Annotated in this window: 22 protein-coding genes; 8 read left to right on the top strand and 14 right to left on the bottom strand. The window is 67.6% G+C overall.

Going from position 1 to position 21044, the window contains the following annotated elements:
• Positions 1-3: 3 nt before the first annotated feature.
• Positions 4-849: a shikimate dehydrogenase gene (gene aroE, locus AC5P99_RS12575; RefSeq protein ID WP_005411543.1), complete on the bottom strand. Its 846-nt coding sequence runs from the start codon at positions 847-849 to the stop codon at positions 4-6.
• Between the two features lie 49 nt (positions 850-898).
• On the opposite strand from aroE, the gene AC5P99_RS12570 reads away from it, so the two are divergent.
• Positions 899-1762: a hypothetical protein gene (locus AC5P99_RS12570; RefSeq protein WP_495213208.1), complete on the top strand. Its 864-nt coding sequence runs from the start codon at positions 899-901 to the stop codon at positions 1760-1762.
• Between the two features lie 82 nt (positions 1763-1844).
• On the opposite strand, the gene AC5P99_RS12565 is transcribed toward AC5P99_RS12570, so the two are convergent.
• From AC5P99_RS12565 to AC5P99_RS12550, 4 genes are all read right to left on the bottom strand, one after another.
• Positions 1845-2114, bottom strand: coding sequence for a hypothetical protein (locus AC5P99_RS12565; protein WP_005411545.1), 270 nt, complete (start codon positions 2112-2114; stop codon positions 1845-1847).
• Between the two features lie 32 nt (positions 2115-2146).
• Complete coding sequence (gene hemB / locus AC5P99_RS12560) at positions 2147-3136, bottom strand: porphobilinogen synthase (RefSeq protein WP_049451274.1); 990 nt, start codon at positions 3134-3136, stop codon at positions 2147-2149.
• Positions 3137-3155: 19 nt separating this feature from the next.
• On the bottom strand, positions 3156-4073 hold the full coding sequence (locus AC5P99_RS12555; RefSeq protein ID WP_049451275.1) for a bestrophin family protein: 918 nt from the start codon (positions 4071-4073) through the stop codon (positions 3156-3158).
• Between the two features lie 122 nt (positions 4074-4195).
• The gene (locus tag AC5P99_RS12550) at positions 4196-4444 is read right to left on the bottom strand and encodes a hypothetical protein (RefSeq protein ID WP_005411548.1); all 249 of its coding nucleotides are present in this window, start codon (positions 4442-4444) and stop codon (positions 4196-4198) included.
• A 184-nt stretch (positions 4445-4628) separates the two neighbouring features.
• On the opposite strand from AC5P99_RS12550, the gene AC5P99_RS12545 reads away from it, so the two are divergent.
• The gene (locus AC5P99_RS12545) at positions 4629-5087 is read left to right on the top strand and encodes a hypothetical protein (protein ID WP_024958198.1); all 459 of its coding nucleotides are present in this window, start codon (positions 4629-4631) and stop codon (positions 5085-5087) included.
• A 172-nt stretch (positions 5088-5259) separates the two neighbouring features.
• On the opposite strand, the gene AC5P99_RS12540 is transcribed toward AC5P99_RS12545, so the two are convergent.
• The 4 genes from AC5P99_RS12540 to AC5P99_RS12525 all read right to left on the bottom strand — a co-directional run bounded on the left by AC5P99_RS12540 (position 5260) and on the right by AC5P99_RS12525 (position 10944).
• Positions 5260-7059, bottom strand: a complete 1800-nt coding sequence (locus tag AC5P99_RS12540) for a DUF885 domain-containing protein (protein ID WP_049451276.1) — start codon at positions 7057-7059, stop codon at positions 5260-5262.
• Positions 7060-7325: 266 nt separating this feature from the next.
• Complete coding sequence (locus AC5P99_RS12535) at positions 7326-7841, bottom strand: cytochrome c oxidase assembly factor Coa1 family protein (RefSeq protein WP_005414826.1); 516 nt, start codon at positions 7839-7841, stop codon at positions 7326-7328.
• Positions 7842-7866: 25 nt separating this feature from the next.
• Positions 7867-10092: a S9 family peptidase gene (locus AC5P99_RS12530; protein ID WP_012481560.1), complete on the bottom strand. Its 2226-nt coding sequence runs from the start codon at positions 10090-10092 to the stop codon at positions 7867-7869.
• A gap of 162 nt (positions 10093-10254) precedes the next feature.
• Positions 10255-10944 (bottom strand): glutathione binding-like protein, encoded by a 690-nt coding sequence (locus AC5P99_RS12525; RefSeq protein ID WP_005411553.1) that lies wholly within the window; start codon positions 10942-10944, stop codon positions 10255-10257.
• A gap of 112 nt (positions 10945-11056) precedes the next feature.
• Between AC5P99_RS12525 and AC5P99_RS12520 the strand changes: the two genes are divergently transcribed.
• On the top strand, positions 11057-11677 hold the full coding sequence (locus tag AC5P99_RS12520; protein ID WP_012481561.1) for a TIGR00645 family protein: 621 nt from the start codon (positions 11057-11059) through the stop codon (positions 11675-11677).
• 202 nt (positions 11678-11879) lie between these two features.
• On the top strand, positions 11880-12884 hold the full coding sequence (locus AC5P99_RS12515) for an energy transducer TonB (protein WP_005414830.1): 1005 nt from the start codon (positions 11880-11882) through the stop codon (positions 12882-12884).
• 82 nt (positions 12885-12966) lie between these two features.
• On the opposite strand, the gene AC5P99_RS12510 is transcribed toward AC5P99_RS12515, so the two are convergent.
• Positions 12967-13221 (bottom strand): hypothetical protein, encoded by a 255-nt coding sequence (locus AC5P99_RS12510; RefSeq protein WP_005414831.1) that lies wholly within the window; start codon positions 13219-13221, stop codon positions 12967-12969.
• 77 nt (positions 13222-13298) lie between these two features.
• Between AC5P99_RS12510 and AC5P99_RS12505 the strand changes: the two genes are divergently transcribed.
• Complete coding sequence (locus AC5P99_RS12505; protein ID WP_495213207.1) at positions 13299-14096, top strand: helix-turn-helix domain-containing protein; 798 nt, start codon at positions 13299-13301, stop codon at positions 14094-14096.
• 100 nt (positions 14097-14196) lie between these two features.
• A complete protein-coding gene (locus AC5P99_RS12500) occupies positions 14197-14895 on the top strand; it encodes a transposase (protein WP_495213206.1) in 699 nt (232 codons plus the stop codon).
• Positions 14896-14929: 34 nt separating this feature from the next.
• Here the strand turns inward: AC5P99_RS12500 and AC5P99_RS12495 are convergent, their stop codons facing one another.
• The 4 genes from AC5P99_RS12495 to AC5P99_RS12480 form a co-directional block, all read right to left on the bottom strand.
• Complete coding sequence (locus AC5P99_RS12495; RefSeq protein ID WP_032967061.1) at positions 14930-16114, bottom strand: ABC transporter permease; 1185 nt, start codon at positions 16112-16114, stop codon at positions 14930-14932.
• On the bottom strand, positions 16111-16857 hold the full coding sequence (locus AC5P99_RS12490) for an ABC transporter ATP-binding protein (protein ID WP_005411560.1): 747 nt from the start codon (positions 16855-16857) through the stop codon (positions 16111-16113). The genes AC5P99_RS12495 and AC5P99_RS12490 overlap by 4 nt, the downstream gene beginning before the upstream one ends.
• Positions 16854-18380, bottom strand: a complete 1527-nt coding sequence (locus AC5P99_RS12485) for an alpha/beta hydrolase (RefSeq protein ID WP_049451280.1) — start codon at positions 18378-18380, stop codon at positions 16854-16856. The genes AC5P99_RS12490 and AC5P99_RS12485 overlap by 4 nt, the downstream gene beginning before the upstream one ends.
• 68 nt (positions 18381-18448) lie before the next feature.
• Positions 18449-19030 (bottom strand): diguanylate cyclase, encoded by a 582-nt coding sequence (locus AC5P99_RS12480; RefSeq protein ID WP_262091068.1) that lies wholly within the window; start codon positions 19028-19030, stop codon positions 18449-18451.
• Here AC5P99_RS12480 and AC5P99_RS12475 point away from each other — a divergent pair.
• Entirely contained in the window at positions 19025-19552 is a 528-nt protein-coding gene (locus AC5P99_RS12475) for a DUF1203 domain-containing protein (RefSeq protein WP_049403666.1), read from the top strand. The genes AC5P99_RS12480 and AC5P99_RS12475 overlap by 6 nt on opposite strands.
• A gap of 190 nt (positions 19553-19742) precedes the next feature.
• Positions 19743-20915 (top strand): lytic polysaccharide monooxygenase, encoded by a 1173-nt coding sequence (locus AC5P99_RS12470; protein ID WP_049451281.1) that lies wholly within the window; start codon positions 19743-19745, stop codon positions 20913-20915.
• Positions 20916-21044 lie beyond the last annotated feature (129 nt).

Below are 21044 nucleotides of genomic sequence, written 5' to 3'. Positions count from 1 at the left end.
CGATCAGTCCTCGCCGGCCAGCACGGCCGAGCCCTCACGCAGCGACTGGTAGACCTCGTCGGTCTGCGGGCGCACACCGTGCCACTGCAGGAAACTCTCAGCGGCCTGCTCGACCAGCATGCCCAGGCCATCGACCGTATTGCGGCACTCCGCGGCGCGCGCCCAGGCCAGGAAGGCGATCGCCGCTTCGCCGTAGTTGAGGTCGACGGCGGTGGTCATCGAGTTGACCAGCGACAGCGGCAGCTTGAACTCGACGTCACGGTCGCGGCCGGCCGAGGTGGCGTTGACGATCAGTTCGAAGTCACCCAGATCACGCAGGTCTTCCCAGTAGCGGCTGATCGCGCGACCCGGCTCACCCATCGCATCGATCAGTTCATCGGCGCGTTCCGGCGTGCGGTTGACCACCACCAGCTCGGTGATGCCGGCATCAAGCAGCGCCGGGGCGACGCTGCGCGCGGAGCCACCGGCACCGATCAGCAACATGCGGCGGCCACGCAGGTCCAGGCCATGGCGGTCGGTCAAGTCACGCACCAGGCCGATGCCGTCGGTGGTGTCGCCATGCCAGCGGTCGCCCTTGCGCAGCAGCGTGTTGACCGAACCGGCGCGGCGCGCGCGTGCGGTCAGGGTGGTGCACACCGAGAACGCGGCCTCCTTGTGCGGCGAGGTGACGTTGGCGCCGACACCGCCGTCGGCGGCGAAGGCCTCCAGGCCGGCCAGGAACGCCTCCGGGGCCAGGTCGATCGCGCGGTAATCCACCGCGATGCCTTCCTGGCGACCGAACGTCGCGTGGATCTGCGGCGACTTCGAGTGGGCAACGGGGTGTCCGAAGACGGCGTAACGGTCGGTCATGGAATCCTCAAGCTGGCTAGACTGATGCTCTGTTCGTGCATGGAACCGGATGATGCGCATCACCCTGCCCCTGCTGGTGCTTGCCGCCAGTCTACTCTCTGCCCCCGTGGCGATGGCGTTGAACGAGTACGGCATCGAAGGCATGGGCGTGGTCTCGACCCGTGCCGACGAGGGCCGCGCCACGATCAGTGCCGATGGCCGGCGCATCGTCTTCGCCCGCCGCGGCGAAGCCGGCTGGGGCCTGTGGGAGGCGCGCGTGGTCGATGGCCGCTGGCAGCAGGCGCAGGCCCTGGCGGTGGGCGTGGCCGGTGAGGCCCGCGATCCGTACTTCAGCCGCGACGGCCGCTGGCTGTTGTTCGCCGCCGGCCGCGAAGGCGCGCTGGCGCTGTACCGGGCTGCAGTGGAAGCCGATGGCCGGCTGGGCAAGGCGCACCCCATGGCCGGCGACGGTGGACGCCACGAAGAGCGCGGGCCGGCCCTGAGCGCGGACGGCACGCGGCTGCTGTTTGCCCGCCAACAGGGCCGTGGCGCCGGCTGGAACCTGTTCGTGGCGACGCTGGATGCGCAGGGCATGCGCGGCCCGGCCACCGCATTGACAGCGTTGAACAGCGCCGATGACGAGACCGACGGCGACTGGCTGGGCAACGATGGCGCAGTGGTGTTCAGCCGCGGCAACGGCACGACCGCACAGGTGTGGAGCAGCGGCTGCGCGTGGAGTGGCGCGGCCCTGCAACCGTTGGGACTGTCGTTCAACCAGACCGGCGGCTGGACCGGCGCGCCGGTGATCGACAACGCCAAGCCAGGCGAAATGATGGTGGCCAGCAGCGCGGCCAGGGCACCGCGTGCCGGTGGCGTGGACGTGTACCGGTTGGCGGTGCCGAAGGTGGAGGCGGTGGCCGGGTGCGTGCGGTAGATCCACGCCGCGCGTGGATGGCGCCCGCGAAGGGGTCAGAGCCCTTTCCTGCGGAAAGGGATCCGACCCCGGGCATTGCCCGTCAGCGCGACAACACCTTGGCGCGCAACTGCTCGTACTCCATCTCGCTCAGCTGGCCATTGTCCTTGCGCTGGTTCAGCGCGGCCAGCTCGGCCTGCACGCTATCCGGCAGGGCCTGCTCACGGGCCACGTGGCGGGCGGCGGAGAGCTGCTCCGGTGGGCGCTTGCCCGCGCGCCACGCGGCGATGAAGACACCGACGATGATGGCGCCGAACACCAGCGTGCCGGTGCCCCAGATCAGCCATTGCATCCATCCCAGTTCGGGTCCCATCGCGCAGTCCTCCGTCTATCGTGGCGCTATTGTCAGCGCTCGCGCAGCCATCGCGCCACCTGCGGCGCGAAATAGGTCAGCACGCCATCGGCACCGGCCCGCTTGAAGCCCAGCAGCGACTCCAGCACGCAGGCGCGCTCGTCCAGCCAGCCGTTGGCGAAGGCGGCCTTCATCATCGCGTACTCGCCACTCACCTGATAGGCGAAGGTCGGCACACCGAATTTCCCCTTCACCCGGCGCACCAGGTCCAGGTACGGCATGCCCGGCTTGACCATCACCATGTCGGCGCCTTCTTCCAGGTCCAACGCGATCTCGCGCAGGGCCTCGTCGCCGTTGGCCGGGTCCATCTGGTAGGTCTTCTTGTCGGCCTTGCCGAGGCTGGCCGCGCTGCCCACCGCATCACGGAACGGACCGTAGAACGCCGAGGCGTACTTGGCCGAGTAAGCCATGATGCGCACGTTGACGTGGTTGTCGGCATCCAGCGCACGGCGGATCGCGCCGATGCGGCCATCCATCATGTCCGACGGCGAAACGATGTCGACGCCGGCTTCGGCATGCGACACCGACTGCTTGACCAGCGCTTCGACAGTGATGTCGTTCAGTACATAGCCCTTGTCGTCGATGATGCCGTCCTGGCCGTGGGTGGTGTACGGGTCCAGCGCCACATCGGTCATCACCCCCAGTTCCGGGAAGCGCGACTTCAGCGCGCGGATCGCGCGTTGCGCCAGGCCGTCCTCGGCCCACGCCGCCGATGCATCCAGCGATTTCAGCGACGGGTCGATCACCGGGAACAGGTCGATCACCGGAATGCCCAGCTCCAGCGCCTCTTCGGCCACCTTCAGCAGTTCTTCGATCGACAGCCGCTCCACGCCCGGCATCGACGGCACTGCGGTGCGGCCGGCCAGTTCGTGCACGAACACCGGGTAGATCAGGTCGTCGGTGGTCAGCGTGTTCTCGCGCATCAGGCGGCGCGAGAACTCGTCGTGGCGCATGCGGCGCGGGCGATACAGCGGGTGGGACATGGCAGGCTCCGAGGAGTGGCTATTGCAACAGGTAGCCCTGCGGCAGCAGGGGTTCGGGCAACGGGCGTTCGCCGAGCGCATCGAGCTGGTCGATCTCGATCGTGCGCACCAGCGCGTCCAGCGGCAGATCGTTCGGCTCAAGGCCGAACGGGTCTTCCATTTCTTCGCCCAGCTGGTCCAGGCCGAAGAAGGCATAGGCCAGCACCGCCGACAGCACCGGCGTGCCCCAGCCCAGCGAACTGGCCAGGCCGAACGGCAGCAGCACGCAGAACATCCACGCGCAGCGGTGCAGCAGCAGGGTGTAGGCGAACGGCAGCGGCGTGGTGAGGATGCGCTCGCAGCCGGCCTGGATCGACGACATCGCGTGCAGGCGCTCTTCCAGCTGGGTGTAGAGGATGGGGTCGAGCTGGCCGGCGCGCAGCGCATGCGCCAGTTCGGCCGCGATCATCGCCAGCAGCGCATCGGGCACGTTCTCGCGCTGGCCCAGCTGTTCGCGCTGGCGCTTGTCCAGCCACGGCAGTGCTGCCAGGGCGACGATGCGACCACGCAGTCGCGCCGCCAGCGCATGGGCGAACGCGGTGGTGAGGTAGGCGACGCGACGACGACGGCCCGCGTCGTCGGCCAGCAGCAGGTTTACCTGGCGCGCCAGCGAACGCGATTCATAGACCAGCTGGCCCCACAGCTTGCGTCCTTCCCACCAGCGGTCGTAGCAGGCGCTGTTGCGGAAGCTGAGGAAGATCGACAGCACCAGGCCAAGCAGGGTGAACGGGGTCACCGACACGCGTTCGATGCCGGTAGGGGGCGCCAGTTCGACCACCGCAGCCACGGCGATGGACAGGATCAGGATGGCCAGCACCTTCGGCGCGATCGCTTTGACGATCGAACCGCGCAGGATGTACAGCAGTTGCCAGCCGTGGGGACGGGGTCGGATGATCATGGGGCAGCCGCGCGGGGCGCGGATTCACAGGCACGCGGGGGGCTCGCGCAGCCATTCATTGTACGCCCCCGCCCGGCCATCGGCCGTGTGCCTGCGACGCCCTGTCGCACCCGGGACCGGGCTCAGACCACGCCGCCGCCCAGGCCAAGACGCAGGATGCCGACCACCACCACGATACCGTTCAGGACCAACCCGGCCCACGCCCGGCCACGCTTGCTCGGGTGGGTGAACAGGATACCCAGCGCGGCGATGACTGCACCGACCGCGGCGAACGGGATCAGGAACCAGTTGCCCCAGCCCAGCAGCGGAATCAACGCCAGGATCATCCACAACAGCGCCAATACGCCCCACAACAGACTGATCACACCCATGCCGCTCTCCCGCAGTTGGTTCCTGGCCCCACCATAATCGTTCCCGTTGCCGCCGCCTACTGCCATTGGCGGGGCTGTCACCCGACCCGTGCTAGCGTGCTGTCGTGCGTGCCCCGGCCCGGGTGTTGGCGCCGATTCAGAGTGGCCCGCCGATCATCGCAACCAGTCCTGCAGGGGAAGTGCCATGAACATCCGTTGGGCCGCGTTGGCGGCCATGCTGCTGGTCGCCGCCGGCTGTGCCAGCACCTCCAAGGTGATGCTGGGCCGCGCCCGCGCGCCGATCGATCCGGCGCTGGTGCAGATCTATTCGACGCCACCGGCCGGCTCCCAGGAAATCGCCCAGCTGGAATCGTCTTCCGCCGTTGGCTTCGGCACCCAGGGCCAGACCGATGCCGCCGTGGCCCGCCTGAAACGTGAAGCCGCAGCGCTGGGCGCCAACGGCGTGGTGCTGATGGGCGTGGGCAGCAGCGGTTCGCCGGTAGGCATGTCGGTGGGCGCGGGCACGTTCGGCTCGCACGTCGGTGGCGGCGTCGGCATCGGGATTCCGACCACGCAGAAGCGCGCCGCGGGCGTCGCGATCTGGGTGCCGAATCCGGCACCGCCGGCGCGGTTGCCGACACAGGTGATTACCCCGCAGCGGTGACGCAGCAGCGTCACCGCGGGTAGTGCCGGCCGCTGGCCGGCACATCCCTGCAACAGCCAACACATCGCTCTGGTGGGTGCCAACCTTGGTTGGCACGAACCCACAGCGCCGACCAAGGTCGGCATCTACCAACACCGGTTGCCGGCCAGCGGCCGGCACTACCGGAGGGTGTTCAGCGCTTGTACTTCGGCACGAACACCTTGTTCACCGCGTCGGCCAGCTGGTCCGGCGGCAGCAGGCCCTGGTCGAGCAGGAAGTTGTTGAACGCCAGGCGGTCGAAGTTCGCACCCAGCGCCAGTTCCGTCTGCATGCGCAGTTCCAGGATGCGGGTGTAGCCGTAGAAGTAGCTACCGGCCTGGCCCGGCATCCGCACCATGTAGCGGTCCAGTTCCTGGGTGGCCATCGCCTTGGACAGGCCGACCTGCTCCATCAGCACGCGCTCGCCGTTGGCACGGTCGGTCAGGCCGAGGTTGAGCATCGGGTCGAGCATCGCGCGCGCGGCGCGCAGCAGGCGGAACTGCAGGGCGATCATCTGCCCGTCCAGCGGCTCGTACGGCACCATCTCGGCTTCGGCGTACAGCGCCCAGCCTTCCACGTTCACCGAATTGAACGCGAACATGGTGCGTGCCAGCGACACACCACGCTCGACCATCGCGGTGAACTGCAGCTCGTGGCCGGGGCGGCCTTCATGCGCGCTCAGCGTCCATGCTGCCGCACCGAAGTTGAAGTCGTCGTACTGCGCGCCCGGGCCCGCTGCCGGGTTGCCCAGCGGCAGCACGAAGGTGCCCTGCTGCCCGGTGTTGTTGACCAGCGGGGCCGGCAGGAAGTGCGGGGCCGGGCTGGCCGCGCTCTCGGCGGCCGAGCCCAGGCGCATCTGCATGGCGCGCTTGGGCACGTCGACGATGGCGTGCTCGCGGATCAGCGGATCGATCGCATCGATCACCTTGCGGTAGTGGCCTTCCAGATGATCGTCGGCGATCTTGTCGGCCTTCAGCGCGCGGATCACCGCCACCGGATCGCTCGGGTCGGCCACCTTCAGCCCCTTGTCCTTCACCACCAGCGGTGCCAGCTGCTGCATCGCCGAGCGGGTTTCCATGAACTCCAGCTGCGCGCGCTGCATCAGCAGCTTCGGGTCGATGTCGATGCCTACCTGCTTGAGCTGGTAGGCGTACAACGGTGCCGGCAGGCGTGCGTCGGCACGTGCCTTCGGCAGTACCTCCTTGCGGGTCCAGTCGGCGTAGTCCTTCATCTGCCCGGCCAGCGCCTTCATTGCTTCATCGGCGCCGGCAATCTGGTACTTCTTCAGCAGCGACTCGATACCGGTGATGTAGGTCTCGACGTTGTCCAGCGACTGCTGCACTTCGATCCTGGTCGGCTGCAACAGGCTGCTGTCCTTCAGCCGTTCCTCGTAGCGCTGGCGCGCCAGCGTGGTGAAGGCGGTGCCGCCCGGCTGCAGGCCGGCATAGGCCTTGAGGCGGTCGACCGCCTTGGCCCGGCGCTCGGCCGGCACCTGGTCGGACAGCAGCAGGTTGAGGCCGCTGAACACGGTCTGCGGCGCATCGCTCCACGGCAGCAGGTACTTCTCGTTGAGCTCGCTGCCTTCGATGTTCTGGCTGGCGGCGTGGATCATGATCTCCAGGTCCTGGCGGACATTGGGATCCTTCTCGACGGCCAGCTTTGCCTTCAGTTCGTCGCGTGCCTTGGCCATGGCAGCGCGGTAGCGCTTGCCGTTGTCCGGGCCGAGATCGGCCACCTTGTCGTCGTAGCCGGGCACGCCGAAGAAGCCGGTTTCCTCCGGCTGGAACGGGCCCTGGGCGTCCAGCAGAATCTGCGCCAGCGCATTGCTGCGGGCGACCCAGGCCGGGCTGGCCGGGGTGGCGGCCTTGGCAGAGGGTGCCGCCAGCGCCGGTGGTGCGGACAGCAGCGGTGCGGCAGTCAGGGCCAGGGCAACGGCGAGCGCAATCGGCTTCATGGGACACTCCAGCAAAGGGTTGCCCGCACCCTACGCGCTCACGGCGATGGCGACAATCGGCGGGAAGTCATGGCGGGCTGGTTGTGCAGCCGGGCTCCGCGGAAACCTGGCGGGGGTAGAGTCGATTGTCAGTCGACTATCGCGCGCAGCGCGGGGGTTTTCGCTGTCTGATCGAAGAGCAGTCGACTGACAGTCGACTCTACCCGGTCGACCCTACCCGGTCGACTCTACCCAGTCGACGTCCCGCAGTCGCCTGCCCCCGGAGGTCAGAGCACGGCGGTCAGCGGGCATTCGCCGCGATCACGGCAGGCCTTCAGCTCGCACTCCTGCGCGGCCTCGTCGTCGTCCAGCGCCGTCAGGTCGAAGGTCTGCTTGTCCTCGCCCAACACGTACATCACCGGGTAGTCCCACACGTCATCGCGACGGGTACCCTGCACGAACAACCGCCCGTGCGCATGCGGTCCTTCCAGGGCTACGGTCAGGCCGACATCACGCTGGCCGTTGATCGCCGTCTGCATGCTGCCCAGCGGCATCGACTCGATGTTCAACGGCTCACCGAACGCTTCCACCAGTTCAATACTGCAGCCCGCCCGCCGCAGCGCCTCGCGCATCGGCGGGCTCTCGCGTGCCGCCTCGCTCCAGCGCAGCACGCTCCAGGTCACCACACCCCCTGCACCACCCAGCACCAGCACCACCATCAACGGCATCGCCCAGCGCCAGTGGCGGCACCACCAACCGGCGGATGCCGGGTCATGGGCGGGAATCGGCGGTGGCAGGGTCATCGGCGGGCTCCTTCCCGTTGCTGGATCAGGGCTTGAGGCAACGTCCCAGGAAGGCTTCGGCCACGCGGTAGCGATGCAGGGCATCGGCGCCGGACAGGCCATGCTTGGCACCCGGGTAGGTCATCAGCTCGAACGGCTGTGCACGCTTCTGCAACGCGCTCATCAGGCTGGTCGAATTGGTGAACAACACGTTGTCGTCAGCCATGCCGTGGATCAGCAGCAGCGGCGAGCGCAGGCCATCGATATGGGTCAGCACGCGCGCTTCGCGGTAACCCGCTTCATTGCGCGCCGGCAGGTCCATGTAACGTTCGGTGTAATGGCTGTCGTACAGGCCCCAGTCGGTCACCGGCGCACCGGCCACGCCACAGGCGTACTGGTTCGAAGCCTTGGCCAGCAGCATCAGGGTCATGTAGCCGCCGTTGGACCAGCCCTGCACGCCGATGCGCGCCGGGTCCACCCATGGCTGCTGCTTCAGCCAGGCCACGCCGCGCAGCTGGTCGGTCACTTCCACCGTGCCCTGCTTGCCATACAGCGCACCACCGAAGTCGCGGCCACGGCGCGGGGTGCCACGGTTGTCCAGCGAGAACACCACGTAGCCCTGCTGGGCCAGGTACTGGTTGAACAGGTGGTCGCCACGGCCGGGCCAGCTGTCGGTGACGGTCTGGCTGGCCGGGCCACCATAGACGTACACGGCCACCGGGTAGCGCTTGGACGGATCGAAGCCGGCCGGCTTGATCAGGCTGTAGTTCAGCGGGGTCTTGCCGTCGGCAGCCATCAACGTGCCGAACTCCACCGGGCGCTGCGCATCGCGGTAGCGCGCATACGGATGCTTGGGATCGGCCAGGTCGTTCTCGAGCAGGGTGGCGATCTTCTCGCCATTGGCGCGGAACAGTTCGATCTGCGGCGGCGTGGTGCTGTTGGACCAGCTGTCCACGTAGACGCTGGCGTTGCGGGCGAAGCTGGCGCTGTGCATGCCCGGCGCCTTCGACAGGCGCTGCGGCTCACCGCCCTGCAGCGACACCGCGTAGATCTGGCTTTCGCGCGAGGTCTCGATGCCGGCGCGGAAGTAGGCCTTGCCAGCCTTTTCATCGACCGCCAGCAGCTCGTCTACCGGCCAGTTGCCGTGGGTCAGCGCGGTGGCCTTGCCCTTGCTGTCGATGCGGTACAGGTGCTGGAAGCCGGTGCGTTCGGACGACCACAGCACGCTGCCATCGTCGAGGAAACGCAGGCTGTTGTGCAGCGGCACCCAGGTCGGGCTGGTTTCGTGGGCGAGCACGCGCTGGCGGTTGGAGTCGAGTGCCACTTCCACCAGGTCCAGCTGCTTCTGGTCACGCGACTGGCGCTGGAAGCTCAGGTGCTGCGCATCGCGCCAGTCCACGCGGGCCAGGTAGATGTCCTGTTCCTTGCCGAGGTCGATCCAGCGCGGCTGCGCATCGGCGGCCGGTGCGATCACGCCCAGCTGCACGCGCACGTTGGCATCGCCGGCGGCGGGATAACGCTGCTCGATCACGTCGGTGCGGTCGGCATAGACCTCGTAGCGCTTCTGCACCGGTACCGGCGATTCGTCGATGCGGGCAAAGGCAATCGCCGAATCGTCCGGCGCCCACCAGTAACCGGTATGGCGATCCATTTCCTCGTCGGCGACGAACTCGGCAACGCCGTTGCCGATGGTGGTGCTGCCGTCGCGGGTCAGCTGCAGCTGCCTGCCGCTGGCCAGGTCGATCACCCACAGGTTGCGGCCGCGGATGAAGCTGACGAAGCCGCCCTTGGGCGACAGCTTGGCGTCGGTGGCGAAGCCTTCACCATGGGTCAGCTGGCGCACCGCCGCCTGGCCCTGCTGCTTGAGGTCGTACAGGTACAGCTCGCCGCCCAGCGGGAACAGCAGGCGCTGCGCGTCCGGCGACCACTGGTAATCGACGATGCCGGTCATCGCGGCGATGCGCTGGCGCTCGCGGCGGGCCTTCTCCTCGTCGCTGAGGGTCTCGGTGCCGGGCAGCACCACCTTGGAATCAACCAGCAACCGGGTCTGGCCACTGTCGATGTCGTAGGTCCACAGGTCCAGCTGGTTGCGGTCGCTGTCCTTGCCGCGCAGGAAGCTGACCTGCGAACCGTCGGGCGCCACCTTCGGCTTCATCAGGGTCGGGCCGGACAACGGCAACGGGCCGGTGATGGCTTCCAGGGTCAGCTTTTCAGCGTGGGCGGCGGTACTGGTGGCGAGCATGAGGGCGAGCGAAGCGAACAGGTGGCGCATGGAGGATCCCGGCAAACGGCAGGTCCGCCCCCGCGATGGACGCGGAGCGGTCGTCCCCCATCCTAACCAAGCCCGTGCGGGAAGGCAGCATGACCTTCTGCCCATGGCCTGGTGCTGGGGTCAGAGCCCTTTGCGCTGCAAAGGGATCCGACCCCGAGGCGGTCAGCGCTGGCCGAACAGGTGCTTGCGCTCTTCGTCGCTGAGCGGCTTGCCGGCGTTGGGGTTCACCTGCTGGCGCAGGGCATAGGCCCGCTGGGTGGCCGGGCGTGCGGCAATGGCTTCATGCCAGCGCTTGAGGTTCGGGAACGCGGTGAAATCCACCGGCAGCTTGTCGTAGGCGCCGATCCACGGGTAGCTGGCCATGTCGGCGATGGTGTACTCGTCGCCGGCCAGGAAGGCGTGCTGGGCCAGGCGCTTGTCCATCACCCCATGCAGGCGGCGCACTTCGTTGTCATAGCGCTCGATGGCATACGGGATCTTTTCAGGCGCGTATACGTTGAAGTGGCCCATCTGGCCGCTCATCGGGCCCAGGCCGGCCATCTGCCAGAACAGCCACTCCAGGGTGGTGACGCGGCCGCGGGGGTCGCTGGGCAGGAAGCGGCCGGTCTTCTCGGCCAGGTACAGCAGGATCGCGCCGGACTCGAACACGCTCTGGGGAGCACCGCCATCGGCCGGTGCCTGGTCGACGATGGCCGGCATCTTGTTGTTCGGCGAGATCGCCAGGAATTCCGGCTTGAACTGGTCGCCCGAGCCGATGTTGACCGGGTGGATGCGGTATTCCAGGCCGGTTTCTTCCAGCAGCAGGGTCACTTTGTGGCCGTTCGGGGTGGGCCAGTAATACAGGTCGATCATGGCGGCGGCTCGGGGTGCGGAAAGGAACCTGAAGTCTAGTGCGTGAGTTGGGTTGGCACCGTCATGGCGGGCCGGTAACCTCGCCTCTCCCCCGCAACGCAGCATCCCTCGCATGAGTGCAAACCGCCCGCCGCTCTCCCCCTTGTCCACGCTGATCTTCGCCTCACGCTGGCTGCAGCTGCCGCTGTACCTGGGCCTGATCGTGGCGCAGTGCGTCTACGTGTTCCTGTTCGGCAAGGAACTGTGGCACCTGATCTCGCACTCGGTGTCGATGGGCGAGCAGCAGATCATGCTGATCGTGCTGGGCCTGATCGACGTGGTGATGATCTCCAACCTGCTGGTGATGGTGATCGTCGGCGGCTACGAGACTTTCGTCTCGCGCCTGCGCCTGGAAGGCCACCCGGACCAGCCGGAATGGCTGAGCCACGTCAATGCCAGCGTGCTGAAGGTGAAGCTGGCGATGGCGATCATCGGCATCTCCTCGATCCACCTGCTGAAGACCTTCATCGCCAGCGGTGCGCTTGGCGGCATCCCGCTGTGCACGCCGGAGCAGATGAGCGTGGCCGCTGCCAACATCGGTGTCGCCCGCTGCTCGATGCTGACCCAGGATGGCGTGCTGTGGCAGACCATCATCCACTGCGTGTTCATCCTGTCGGCGATCGGCATCGCCTGGACCGACAAGCTGATGTCCAACAGCCACAGCAGGTCGCACGACAAGGCACACGACCACTGAGGTCGCCGCCGCCAGCGGCTTGACCGCCGCTGCCCCATTCCGGCCACCGTCCCTTGTGCGCGGCGGTGGCCGGGATGCTAGATTGCACCCTCGCCGTTGCCGGCGGTGGCGTCGGGAAACGTCACCCTGCCGCGCCCGGACCGCAGGTCCCGGCCATGCGTATCAATGATTTACGTCACGTCGTCTTCTAGAGGGGAGCAGGATGTCGCACGTCTCAACGATCACCGCCGCGCGCCGGTGGCTGCCGGTTGCCCTGGCACTGGCACTGGCCGCCTGCTCGGGCAAGGAAGAATCCGCAGCGCCTGCTGCCGCCACGGCGCCTGCCGCTGCCGCACCCGCCGCACCGGCGGTTGCTGCCAAGGTGCAGTCCATGGGCACCGAGCAGCTGCGCGAGTCGGCCAGCCAGGCGCTGCGCGAGAACCGCATGTATGCACCGGCCGGCGACAACGCCATCGAGTACTACCTCGCCCTGCGTGACAAGACGCCGGACGACGCCTCGGTGAAGAGCGCACTGACCGACCTGCTGCCGTACACCCTGATCGCCGCCGAGCAACACCTGGGCCGCGAGGACTACACCGAAGCGCAGCGCCTGGTGGCACTGATCGAGAAGGTGGATGCATCCGCGCCGGCCCTGCCGCGCCTGAAGGACGGCCTGGCCAAGGGCGTGCAGAACGCAGCCAAGCGCACCGAAGCGGAAGCCGAGAAGGCCAAGAAGGACGCCGAGGACCGCAGCAAGCAGCAGACCGAGCAGCAGCGCCTGAGCGAGCAGCGCGCCAAGGAAGCCGACGCCGCCAAGCAGATTGCCGCGCAGCAGGATGCCGCGCGCCGCGACAACGAGCGCCAGGAAGCCGAGCGCCAGGCCGCCGCCCGCCGCGAGGCCGAGCAGAAGCAGCAGCAGGCTGCCGCCCAGCAGGCCAGCGCCGCACGCCAGGCCGCCGCACCGGCAGCGCCCACCCTGCGCCCGGTCAGCACTCCGGCGCCGCGCTATCCGGGCGAAGCGCTGCGTTCGGGAACCTCCGGCGAAGTGCTGGTGGAGATCACCGTCGGCACTGACGGCTCGGTGGTGAACGCTCGCGTGCTGCGCGCGACGCCGGGACGCGTGTTCGACCGTGAAGCCCTGAACGCGGTCAAGCGTTGGCGCTTCGAGCCGGTCAGCGCGCCGGTGACCACCCGCCGTACGCTGGTGTTCGCGCCGGGCAACAACTGAACGAAAAAGGGGACGGAGGGGATTAAGTCGTTTCTGCCCCTGCAATGACGCCAAGGCCCGGCATGTCCGGGCCTTGTCCGTTTCAGGCCGCTCCATCGATCAGGTGTTGCAGTGCCGGATCGCGCGCCGTCAGCACCTGGAACAGGCCCAACGCGTGCAGGCCCGGCAGCAGCGCACGCAGGTCGGCTTCGGCAGTGGAACGGGTGGCAACATCGCTGGCGGGATCCTGCCAGTCACGGACGCTGGCCAGGAAGGCGCCGACACTGCCCTTGCGCACGGTGAGGCCGTTCACCTGCACGTCGTTCTGATGGTCGGGGAGGATGTCGTGTGGCTGCATGGGGAAGCGCTCCGTTGAAGTGGGCCCCAGTGTCGGGGCCCGGAGGCGACGTTTCTGCCGTATAACTGCCAATCGATATGGCAGATCAGACAACCGCCGCATTGCTCGACCCCGCGCTGGCCGATGCCACCGATGGACCGGTGGTGCTGGCGGCCCGGCTGCACCAGCTCGGCAAGCGTCGCACGGCCCGCCACCGGCATGCGCGTGGGCAGCTGCTGGGTGCGTACCAGGGGCTGCTGCGGATCGCCGCCGACGACCTGCACTGGCTGCTGCCCGCAGGTCACGTCGCCTGGATACCGCCGTTGCTGCCCCACGCGCTGCTGGGCGCAGACGGGTTCAATGGCTGGAGCCTGTACTTCAACGCGGAGGCCTGCCTGGGTCTGCCCGCCACACCACGCATCTTCCAGCCCAATGCGCTGCTGCAGGCGGCGACAGCACGTGCGCTGCAATGGCCCCATGCGCCACTGGATGCTGCGCAGGCACGCCTGGCCGGCGTGATCGCCGATGAGATTGCCGCCAGCACGCCGCTGCCGCTGGCCCTGCCACAACCGCGTGACCGGCGCCTGGGCCGGATCGCCGCCGCGCTGGCTCGCGCGCCGCACGACAACCGCACCGTCGAGGACTGGGCCGTCAGCAGTGGCCTGTCCGGCCGCAGCCTGGCCCGCCACTGGCTGGCCGAGACCGGCATGACGCTGAGCCAGTGGCGGCAACGCCTGCGGGTGCTGCTGGCGCTGCCACGCCTGCTGTCCGGCGAGCCGGTGATCAGCGTCGCGCTGTCGATGGGGTACGACACGCCTAGTCCATTCATCGCCGTGTTCAAGCGCGAGATGGGGGTGACGCCTGCGCGGTATGGAAAAGGGGACGGAGGGGATTAAGTCGCTTCTGCCCTCCCCCACGCCATCTCGCGGCATCGCCTGATGCCCTTCAAGGTCACGGAGGCGGCAGTCTGATGAATTCTTGAAGCCCCGAACTGCCATGCCTCGACAAGCACGCCTGATGTTGGCCGAACAGCCGTACCACGTAACCCAGCGCGGTGTGAACAAGGGGGCGATCTTCGTTGACGATATCGACCGTCAGCTGTTTCTGCACCTGTTGCACAGCGCGTTCCTGAAGCATCAGGTCGCACTGCATGCCTACGTATTGATGGGCAATCACGTTCATCTGTTGGCCACACCTTCCACGCGTGTTGGCTTGGCGAATGCGATGCGGATGCAGGGCAACAACTATGTCCAGGCGTTCAATCAGCGGCATCAGCGCAGCGGACCGCTCTGGCAGGGCCGCTTCCATTCTTCGATGGTGGACAGCGACGCCTATCTGCTCAGCGTCTATCGCTACATCGAACTCAATCCGGTTCGTGCAGGCATGACTGCCGCCCCGGAAGATCACCCATGGTCGAGCGTGCATGGAAACCTGCAGCGGCGCCACGATCCGATGCTGACGGAACATCCCGCATTCCAGGCGCTCGCCCAGACCCAGCGACAGCGGGGAATGCTCTATGCGGAGTTTCTGCAGGACATGAACGCGTCCGCTGACCTGCCGGCAATCCGTGCGCACAGTGCCGGGCAGCATCCGTTGGGAAATGCAGCCTACCTGCGAATGGTGGAACGGACGCTGGGTCGCCCCGTGATGCTGCGCAAGCGGGGGCGCCCTCGGAAGAAGGGGGCGGAGGGTTAGAAACGACTTAATCCCCTCCGTCCCCTTTTTGCGGTCAGCCGGAGATTGCCAGGCGCTCGTTGTGATAACGGCGCACGGCGGCGAACCACAACACGGCGGCCAGGCCGAGGCTGGCGCCGAGGTAGATGGCCCAGACCGCGGGTGTGATGGTCTCGTGGCGGATCACCTTCAGCAGCATCTGGTTCTGCGACAGGAACGGCACGGCGTACTGCCACAGCTGGCTCTTCACCGGGTAGGCGATCAGCGCATAGCCCGGCAGCATCGGCAGAAGCATCAACCAGGTCATGTGGCTCTGCGCTTCCTTCATGCTCTTGGCCGCTGCGGCCAGGAAGGTCAGCAGCGAGGTGCCGATCAGCAGCATCGGCAGCATCACCAGCAGCATCTGCACCATCGCCATGATGTTCATGTTGAGCTGGCGGCCGATGTTGCCGGGGGCGATCTGCGCGCTCACCTTGAACGCGGCCAGGGTCAACAGCAGCGACGCAAAGCCGACCATGCAGGCGGCGGCGATCTTGCCGCTGACAATGGCACTGCGCGACCCCGGCGTGGCCAGCAGCGGCTCCAGCGACTGCCGCTCACGCTCGCCGGCGGTGGTGTCCATTACCAGGTAGGCACCACCGAGGAACGAGGTGAGAGTCAGCAGGATCGGCAACAACGCCGACAGCATCAGGCCACGCTTGGCTTCGGCACTGGCCATGTCCTGGCTGGCCACGTCCAGCGGCCGTGCGACCTGGGCGTCGATGCCCCGCGCCATCAGCCGCAGTGCCCCCACCTGCCCGTTGTACGTGGCCAACGCCGCCTGCAGACGCGCAGTGGGCACCTCGGCGGCGCGTCGTGTGCTGTCACTGATCACCTCCACCAGCGCCGGCTTGCCATCGGCCCAGTCCCTGCCGAAGTCCGGGCTGATACGCAGCGCCACGTCGATGTCCTGCGAACGGATGGCCTCGGCCAGGTCCTTCGGCGCAGCAGCGGCATTCAGGCCCTGGGCAGCCAGGAAGCGCACCAGGTTCGGCGCATGTTCGGCGCCGATGGTGGGAATCTGCAGCGGCTGCTCGATCTGCGTGCGCACGCGGCTTTCGGACAGCTTGCCCATGCCCAGGATCAGCAGCGGGTACAGCAGCGGCCCGAACAGCAGGGTCAGCGCCAGCGTACGGCGGTCGCGCGACAGGTCACGCAGCTCCTTGCGCATCACCGTCATCAGGGTCGACATCATGCTCATGCGTGCAGGCCCTCTTCGCTGCCGATCAGTTTCACGAACGCATCCTCCAGGTTGGATTCGCCGGACTGCGCGCGCAGTTCATCGGCGCTGCCGGCGGCCATCACCGTGCCCTTGGCGATGATCACGATGTGATCGCACAGCGCGGCCACCTCCTGCATGATGTGGCTGGACAGGATCACGCAGCGGCCTTCTTCGCGCAGGCCCAGCAGGAAGCGGCGCAGTGCGCGGGTGGTCATCACGTCCAGGCCGTTGGTCGGTTCATCGAGAATGACGTTGCGCGGGTCGTGCACCAGTGCGCGGGCGATCGCGGTCTTGGTGCGCTGGCCCTGCGAGAAGCCATCGGTCTGGCGGTCGAGGATGTCCCCCATGTCCAGCGCGTGCGACAGCACCTCGATGCGCTCGCGGATGCGCTCGGCCGACAGGCCATGCAGTTCGCCGAAGTAGGCGATGTTCTCACGCGCGGTCAGGCGCTTGTAGACGCCACGCGCGTCGGGCAGCACGCCGAGATGGCGACGCACTTCCACCGGATTGCGCGCAGCATCGACACCATCGACGCTGATGCTGCCCTGGTCGGGGGTCATCAGCGTGTACAGCATGCGCATGGTGGTGGTCTTGCCAGCACCATTGGGCCCCAGCAGGCCGGTGATGCGGCCATCCTCGGCGCGGAAGCCGACATTGGACACGGCCTGGATACGGCCGGTGCGGGTGTCGAAGGCCTTGTGCAGGTTGTCGGCGACGATCATGGTTCCCATCCGTTGAACGAGGTGAACGCTGGCACGTAGCTCAGCGTGTCCAGGCAGCCGGCATCCAGCGCCTTGGCATCGGTCGTGTCGATGAACTGGCCGAGCAGGCGCGGCATGCAGCCGGCGGTCAGCGTGCCGTGGCCCTGGCCACGGGCGACCAGCGCGCGTCCATTGGGCAGGCCCTTGAGGACCTGCTCGGCATAGCGCGGCGGGGTCACCGGGTCCAGTTCACCAGACAACAGCAGCGCCGGTACGTCACTGCGCAGCGGCACGGCATTGGCTGCCGGTGCCGGTCGGTGCGGCCATGCCGGGCAGGCGGCAAAGAAGGAACTTGCCACGTCGTTGCCGAACAGGCGCCCGGGATCCTCGGCCGGCGCCTGGTAGCGCGGCGCGTCTTCGCTGCAGATCACCGACCAGTGCATGCCACGGTTGATCTGGAAATCCATGCTGCGGTTCGCACCGCGCGCCAGCGAGGCGAGCGGCGCGTAGCGGCCGTGCGCGGCTTCATCAAGAACCAGCGGCAGCAATGAGGCGTACTGGGGTACGTAGGAAAACGCAAAAGCCAGGCCCACCACGCTGTCCGGTGTCAGCACATCCTTCCGGGTGTCGTAGGTGCCGGGATCGCGATACTCGACCGGAACCGGTGCACGGCGCAGGGTCTCGACCACGCTGCGCAGCTGCGCACGGGTATCGGTCGGGAAGCGCCTGCTGCAGGCAGCGTCCTTGCGGCACTGCGCCGACTGCAGGGCGATCGCGTCTTCGAACGTCCTGGCGAAATCGCCGCCCACCACCAGCTCATTCGGCACCACGCCATCGATGACGATGCTGCGGGTGTGCTGTGGATAGGTACCCACATAGCGCTGGGCCACGCGGGTGCCGTAGGACGCACCGATCAGATTGACCCGGTCCACGCCCAAGGCCTGGCGGACCGCGTCCAGGTCGGCAATGGCTTCGGTGGTGGTGTAGAAACGTGCGTCCGCACGTCCCTGCAGGGAAGCCGCGCATCGCTGGGCATAGTCGCGCAGCAAGGCCTCGGAGGGCGCCGCGTCCTCGTCCATCGGCAGTTCCTTTCCGTCCGCGCCGAGGCAGCTGAGCGGGTTGGAGCCGCCGGTGCCGCGCTGGTCGACCAGGAAGATGTCCCGCTGCTTGCGCACCTGGCGCAGCGCGGTATCGACGATGACGGCCACTTCGCTGGCGGCCTGGCCGGGGCCACCGGCCAGGAAGAACACCGGGTCGGGCTGGTTGGAGCCGCTGCTGCCCGATTCCAGCCAGGCGATGCGCAGGCCGATGCGCCGGCCAGCGGGCTGGGCCCGGTCCTCCGGCACCTGCAGGGTGGCGCACTGCGCTTCCACGTTGGCACTGGCACCTACCGTGGACAGCGTGCAGGGCTGGAAGTCGATCGTGCCGAAACGGCGGCTGGGTGCATCGCTGGCGCCTTCGGCGCCGGGTGACGGTGACTGGCTGCAACCGGCAAGCATCAGGCTGGCCAACACTGCGGCCAACGCGAGGTGGTGTCTTTGCATCGTGCTCGTTTCCCCTGGAGGACGTTCCTGGCAACCACGACGGGCTGCCGCGGAAGATGTGACTCAACTTACACGGGCACGGCGTCGTCGGCGATGGGCAGACGCGAAATCTCCGCCGGCGTGGCGCAGGCCAGGCGATCGCGGCCGGCGGCCTTGGCCCGGTACAGCGCCGCGTCTGCCGCTGCCAGCAGCGTGGACAGCTCGCCCTGACCGTCGTCCATCGCCAGGCCGATGCTGGCAGTGAACGTCACCGGCCCGGTGGCCAGCCGCGCCGGCTTCTGCTGCAGAGCGGTACGGATCGCCGCAGCCCGCGCCATCGCTTCCGCCTGCGTGCTGCTGGCCAGCACCAGCACGAACTCCTCGCCACCGTAGCGGCCCAGCAGCGTGTCATGACCCTGCAAACCGTGCTGCATCAATGCAGCGAAGTGGCGCAGTACCTCGTCTCCGGCCAGATGGCCCCAGCGATGCAGAGCAGGAAGCCAAGCGCGGTGAGGGTGGGGAAATCCAGGGGCGGCGCGCGCATCTTGGCGCCTTGTGCTGCGATCCCCGTGGCGCTGCCGGGCCCGATGAGATGCGGGGTCTGAAAACGGCGAGCACGGCGGCCGGTGCCTGCGCAGAATCCGCGGAAAACCAAGGAGACGCCCATGCATGCGTGGTACCTCGGTGGCATCGACCACCGCCCGTTCCTGCACCTGTTCGAAAAGAGCGACACCGCGCTGGCTGCGCTGGGCATCCGGCGTCGCTGGGCCGGCGAATCAGGAGGACACCCCTGCCGGATCAGCCTGAGCGATCCGCCCGGTGGCAGCGAGCTGCTGCTGTTGTCCCATGTGCACCTGCCCCTGCACTCGCCGTATCACGCCTCGGGCCCGATCTTCGTACAGCGTGGCGTGACCCGTTGCGTGCTGCCGCCAGGCGAGGTGCCCCCGTATGTGCAGCGCCGGATGATCTCGTTGCGCGCCTATGACCAGGCTGCATTGATGCTGGCCGCCGAGATCAGCGCAGGCACGGATGTCGGCGCTCGGCTGGACGCGCTGTTTGCCGACCCTGCCGTGGCCTTCGTGCAGCTGCACAACGCGGCCCACGGCTGCTTCTCGTGCCAGGCGGATCGCGTCGGCATGACACCGACATGGCCGGATCTCCACGACGTGATCGTTGCCACGCCGGACACGTGATCGCCAGCGCATCCGTTCAGGCCCACGTGAAGCCCGCGGGAAGGGCTTCACACCCACAGTCACGGATCAGCATTTCCATGGTTCCGCACCCGGCACCGCAACTCGATACTCGCCATGGTGCCGCCGAAAGTCCGCCGCGCAGCGCAACTCTGCGGTCACCGCTCTCTTTCGACGACCACAAGGAAGCGCCATGTCATTCCAATCCACACCGCTGCTGCTGGCTACTTCATTGGCCGCCGCTGGCCTGTTGCTGGCCGGCGATGCTTTTGCCCACGGCACCATGACCACGCCGGTCAGCCGCGTCTATGCCTGTTTCCAGGGCAATCCGGAGAACCCGACCAACCCGGCCTGCGCCGCCGCGAAAGCGGTGGGCGGATCGCAGGCGTTCTACGACTGGAACGGCATCAACCAGGCCAACGCCAACGGCAACCATCAGGCGGTGGTGCCCGACGGCAAGCTGTGCAGCGGCAACAATGCCACCTTCCGCGGCCTGGACGTGAACCGCAGTGACTGGCAGACCACGCCGATCCACGCCGATGCCAATGGCAAGTTCACCTTCGTGTTCAAGGCAACCGCGCCGCACGCCACGCGCGACTGGCGCTTCTTCGTCACCCGCGACGGCTGGCAACCGGGCAGCCCGTTGCGTTGGGCCGACCTGCAGGAGTTCTGCACGCTGGGCAATACACCGCTCTCTGCCGATGGCACCTACAAGCTGCAGTGCACGCTGCCGCAGCGCACCGGCCAGCATGTGATCTACAACACCTGGCAGCGCTCGGATTCGACCGAAGCGTTCTACACCTGCATGGACGTACGCTTTGAGGGCAGCGGCGGTGGTACGACGCCGGCACCGCAATGGCAGGATGCCGGCCCGGTCACCGCCCGCGGTGAATTGCCGGTCGGTACGACGCTGGCACTGCGCGTGTTCAATGCCAGCGGCAACGATGTCGAACGTGTGGAAGCGACGCTGACCAGCGGCCAGACCTCGGCCGCGCAATGGCCCTTGGCGCTGGCCCGCAAGGTCAATGCCAGTGCCCGGCATGCGCGCGTGGGCGTGCTTGCCAATGGCGTGATCACGCCGTCGGCGTCGGCCACCGACAATCGCGTGTACCTGAAGGACGGCAACCGCTTCCAGCTCGATACCCAGGTGCCGGACCCGGGTACGCCATCGCCGGGTGGTGATTTCGACCACGTGTACCCGGCGGGCATCGGCAGCTATGTGCCGGGCCAGACCGTGGTGAAGAGCAGCGACGGCAAGCTGTATGCCTGCCGCCCGTTCCCGGAGGGTGCATGGTGCAACGTCAATGCCGAGGCCTACCGGCCGGGCGTGGGCGCGGCCTGGCGCGATGCGTGGATCGCGTACTGACGCAGTGATGTGGGAGGCGGTGCACATCACACCGCCTCCTGGCTCCCCTGCCGCGCAGTGGGGCGCGCGTTGCAGAAACAGAGGAACGCAGCAGCCTTTCAAACTTGTCTGATGGGCATATGGCGGCTA

The sequence above is a fragment of the Stenotrophomonas sp. YJH_SMC_80 genome (assembly GCF_059372495.1).
The sequence above is the reverse complement of the archived record's forward strand: the minus strand, read 5'-3'. Positions and strand labels throughout refer to the sequence as shown.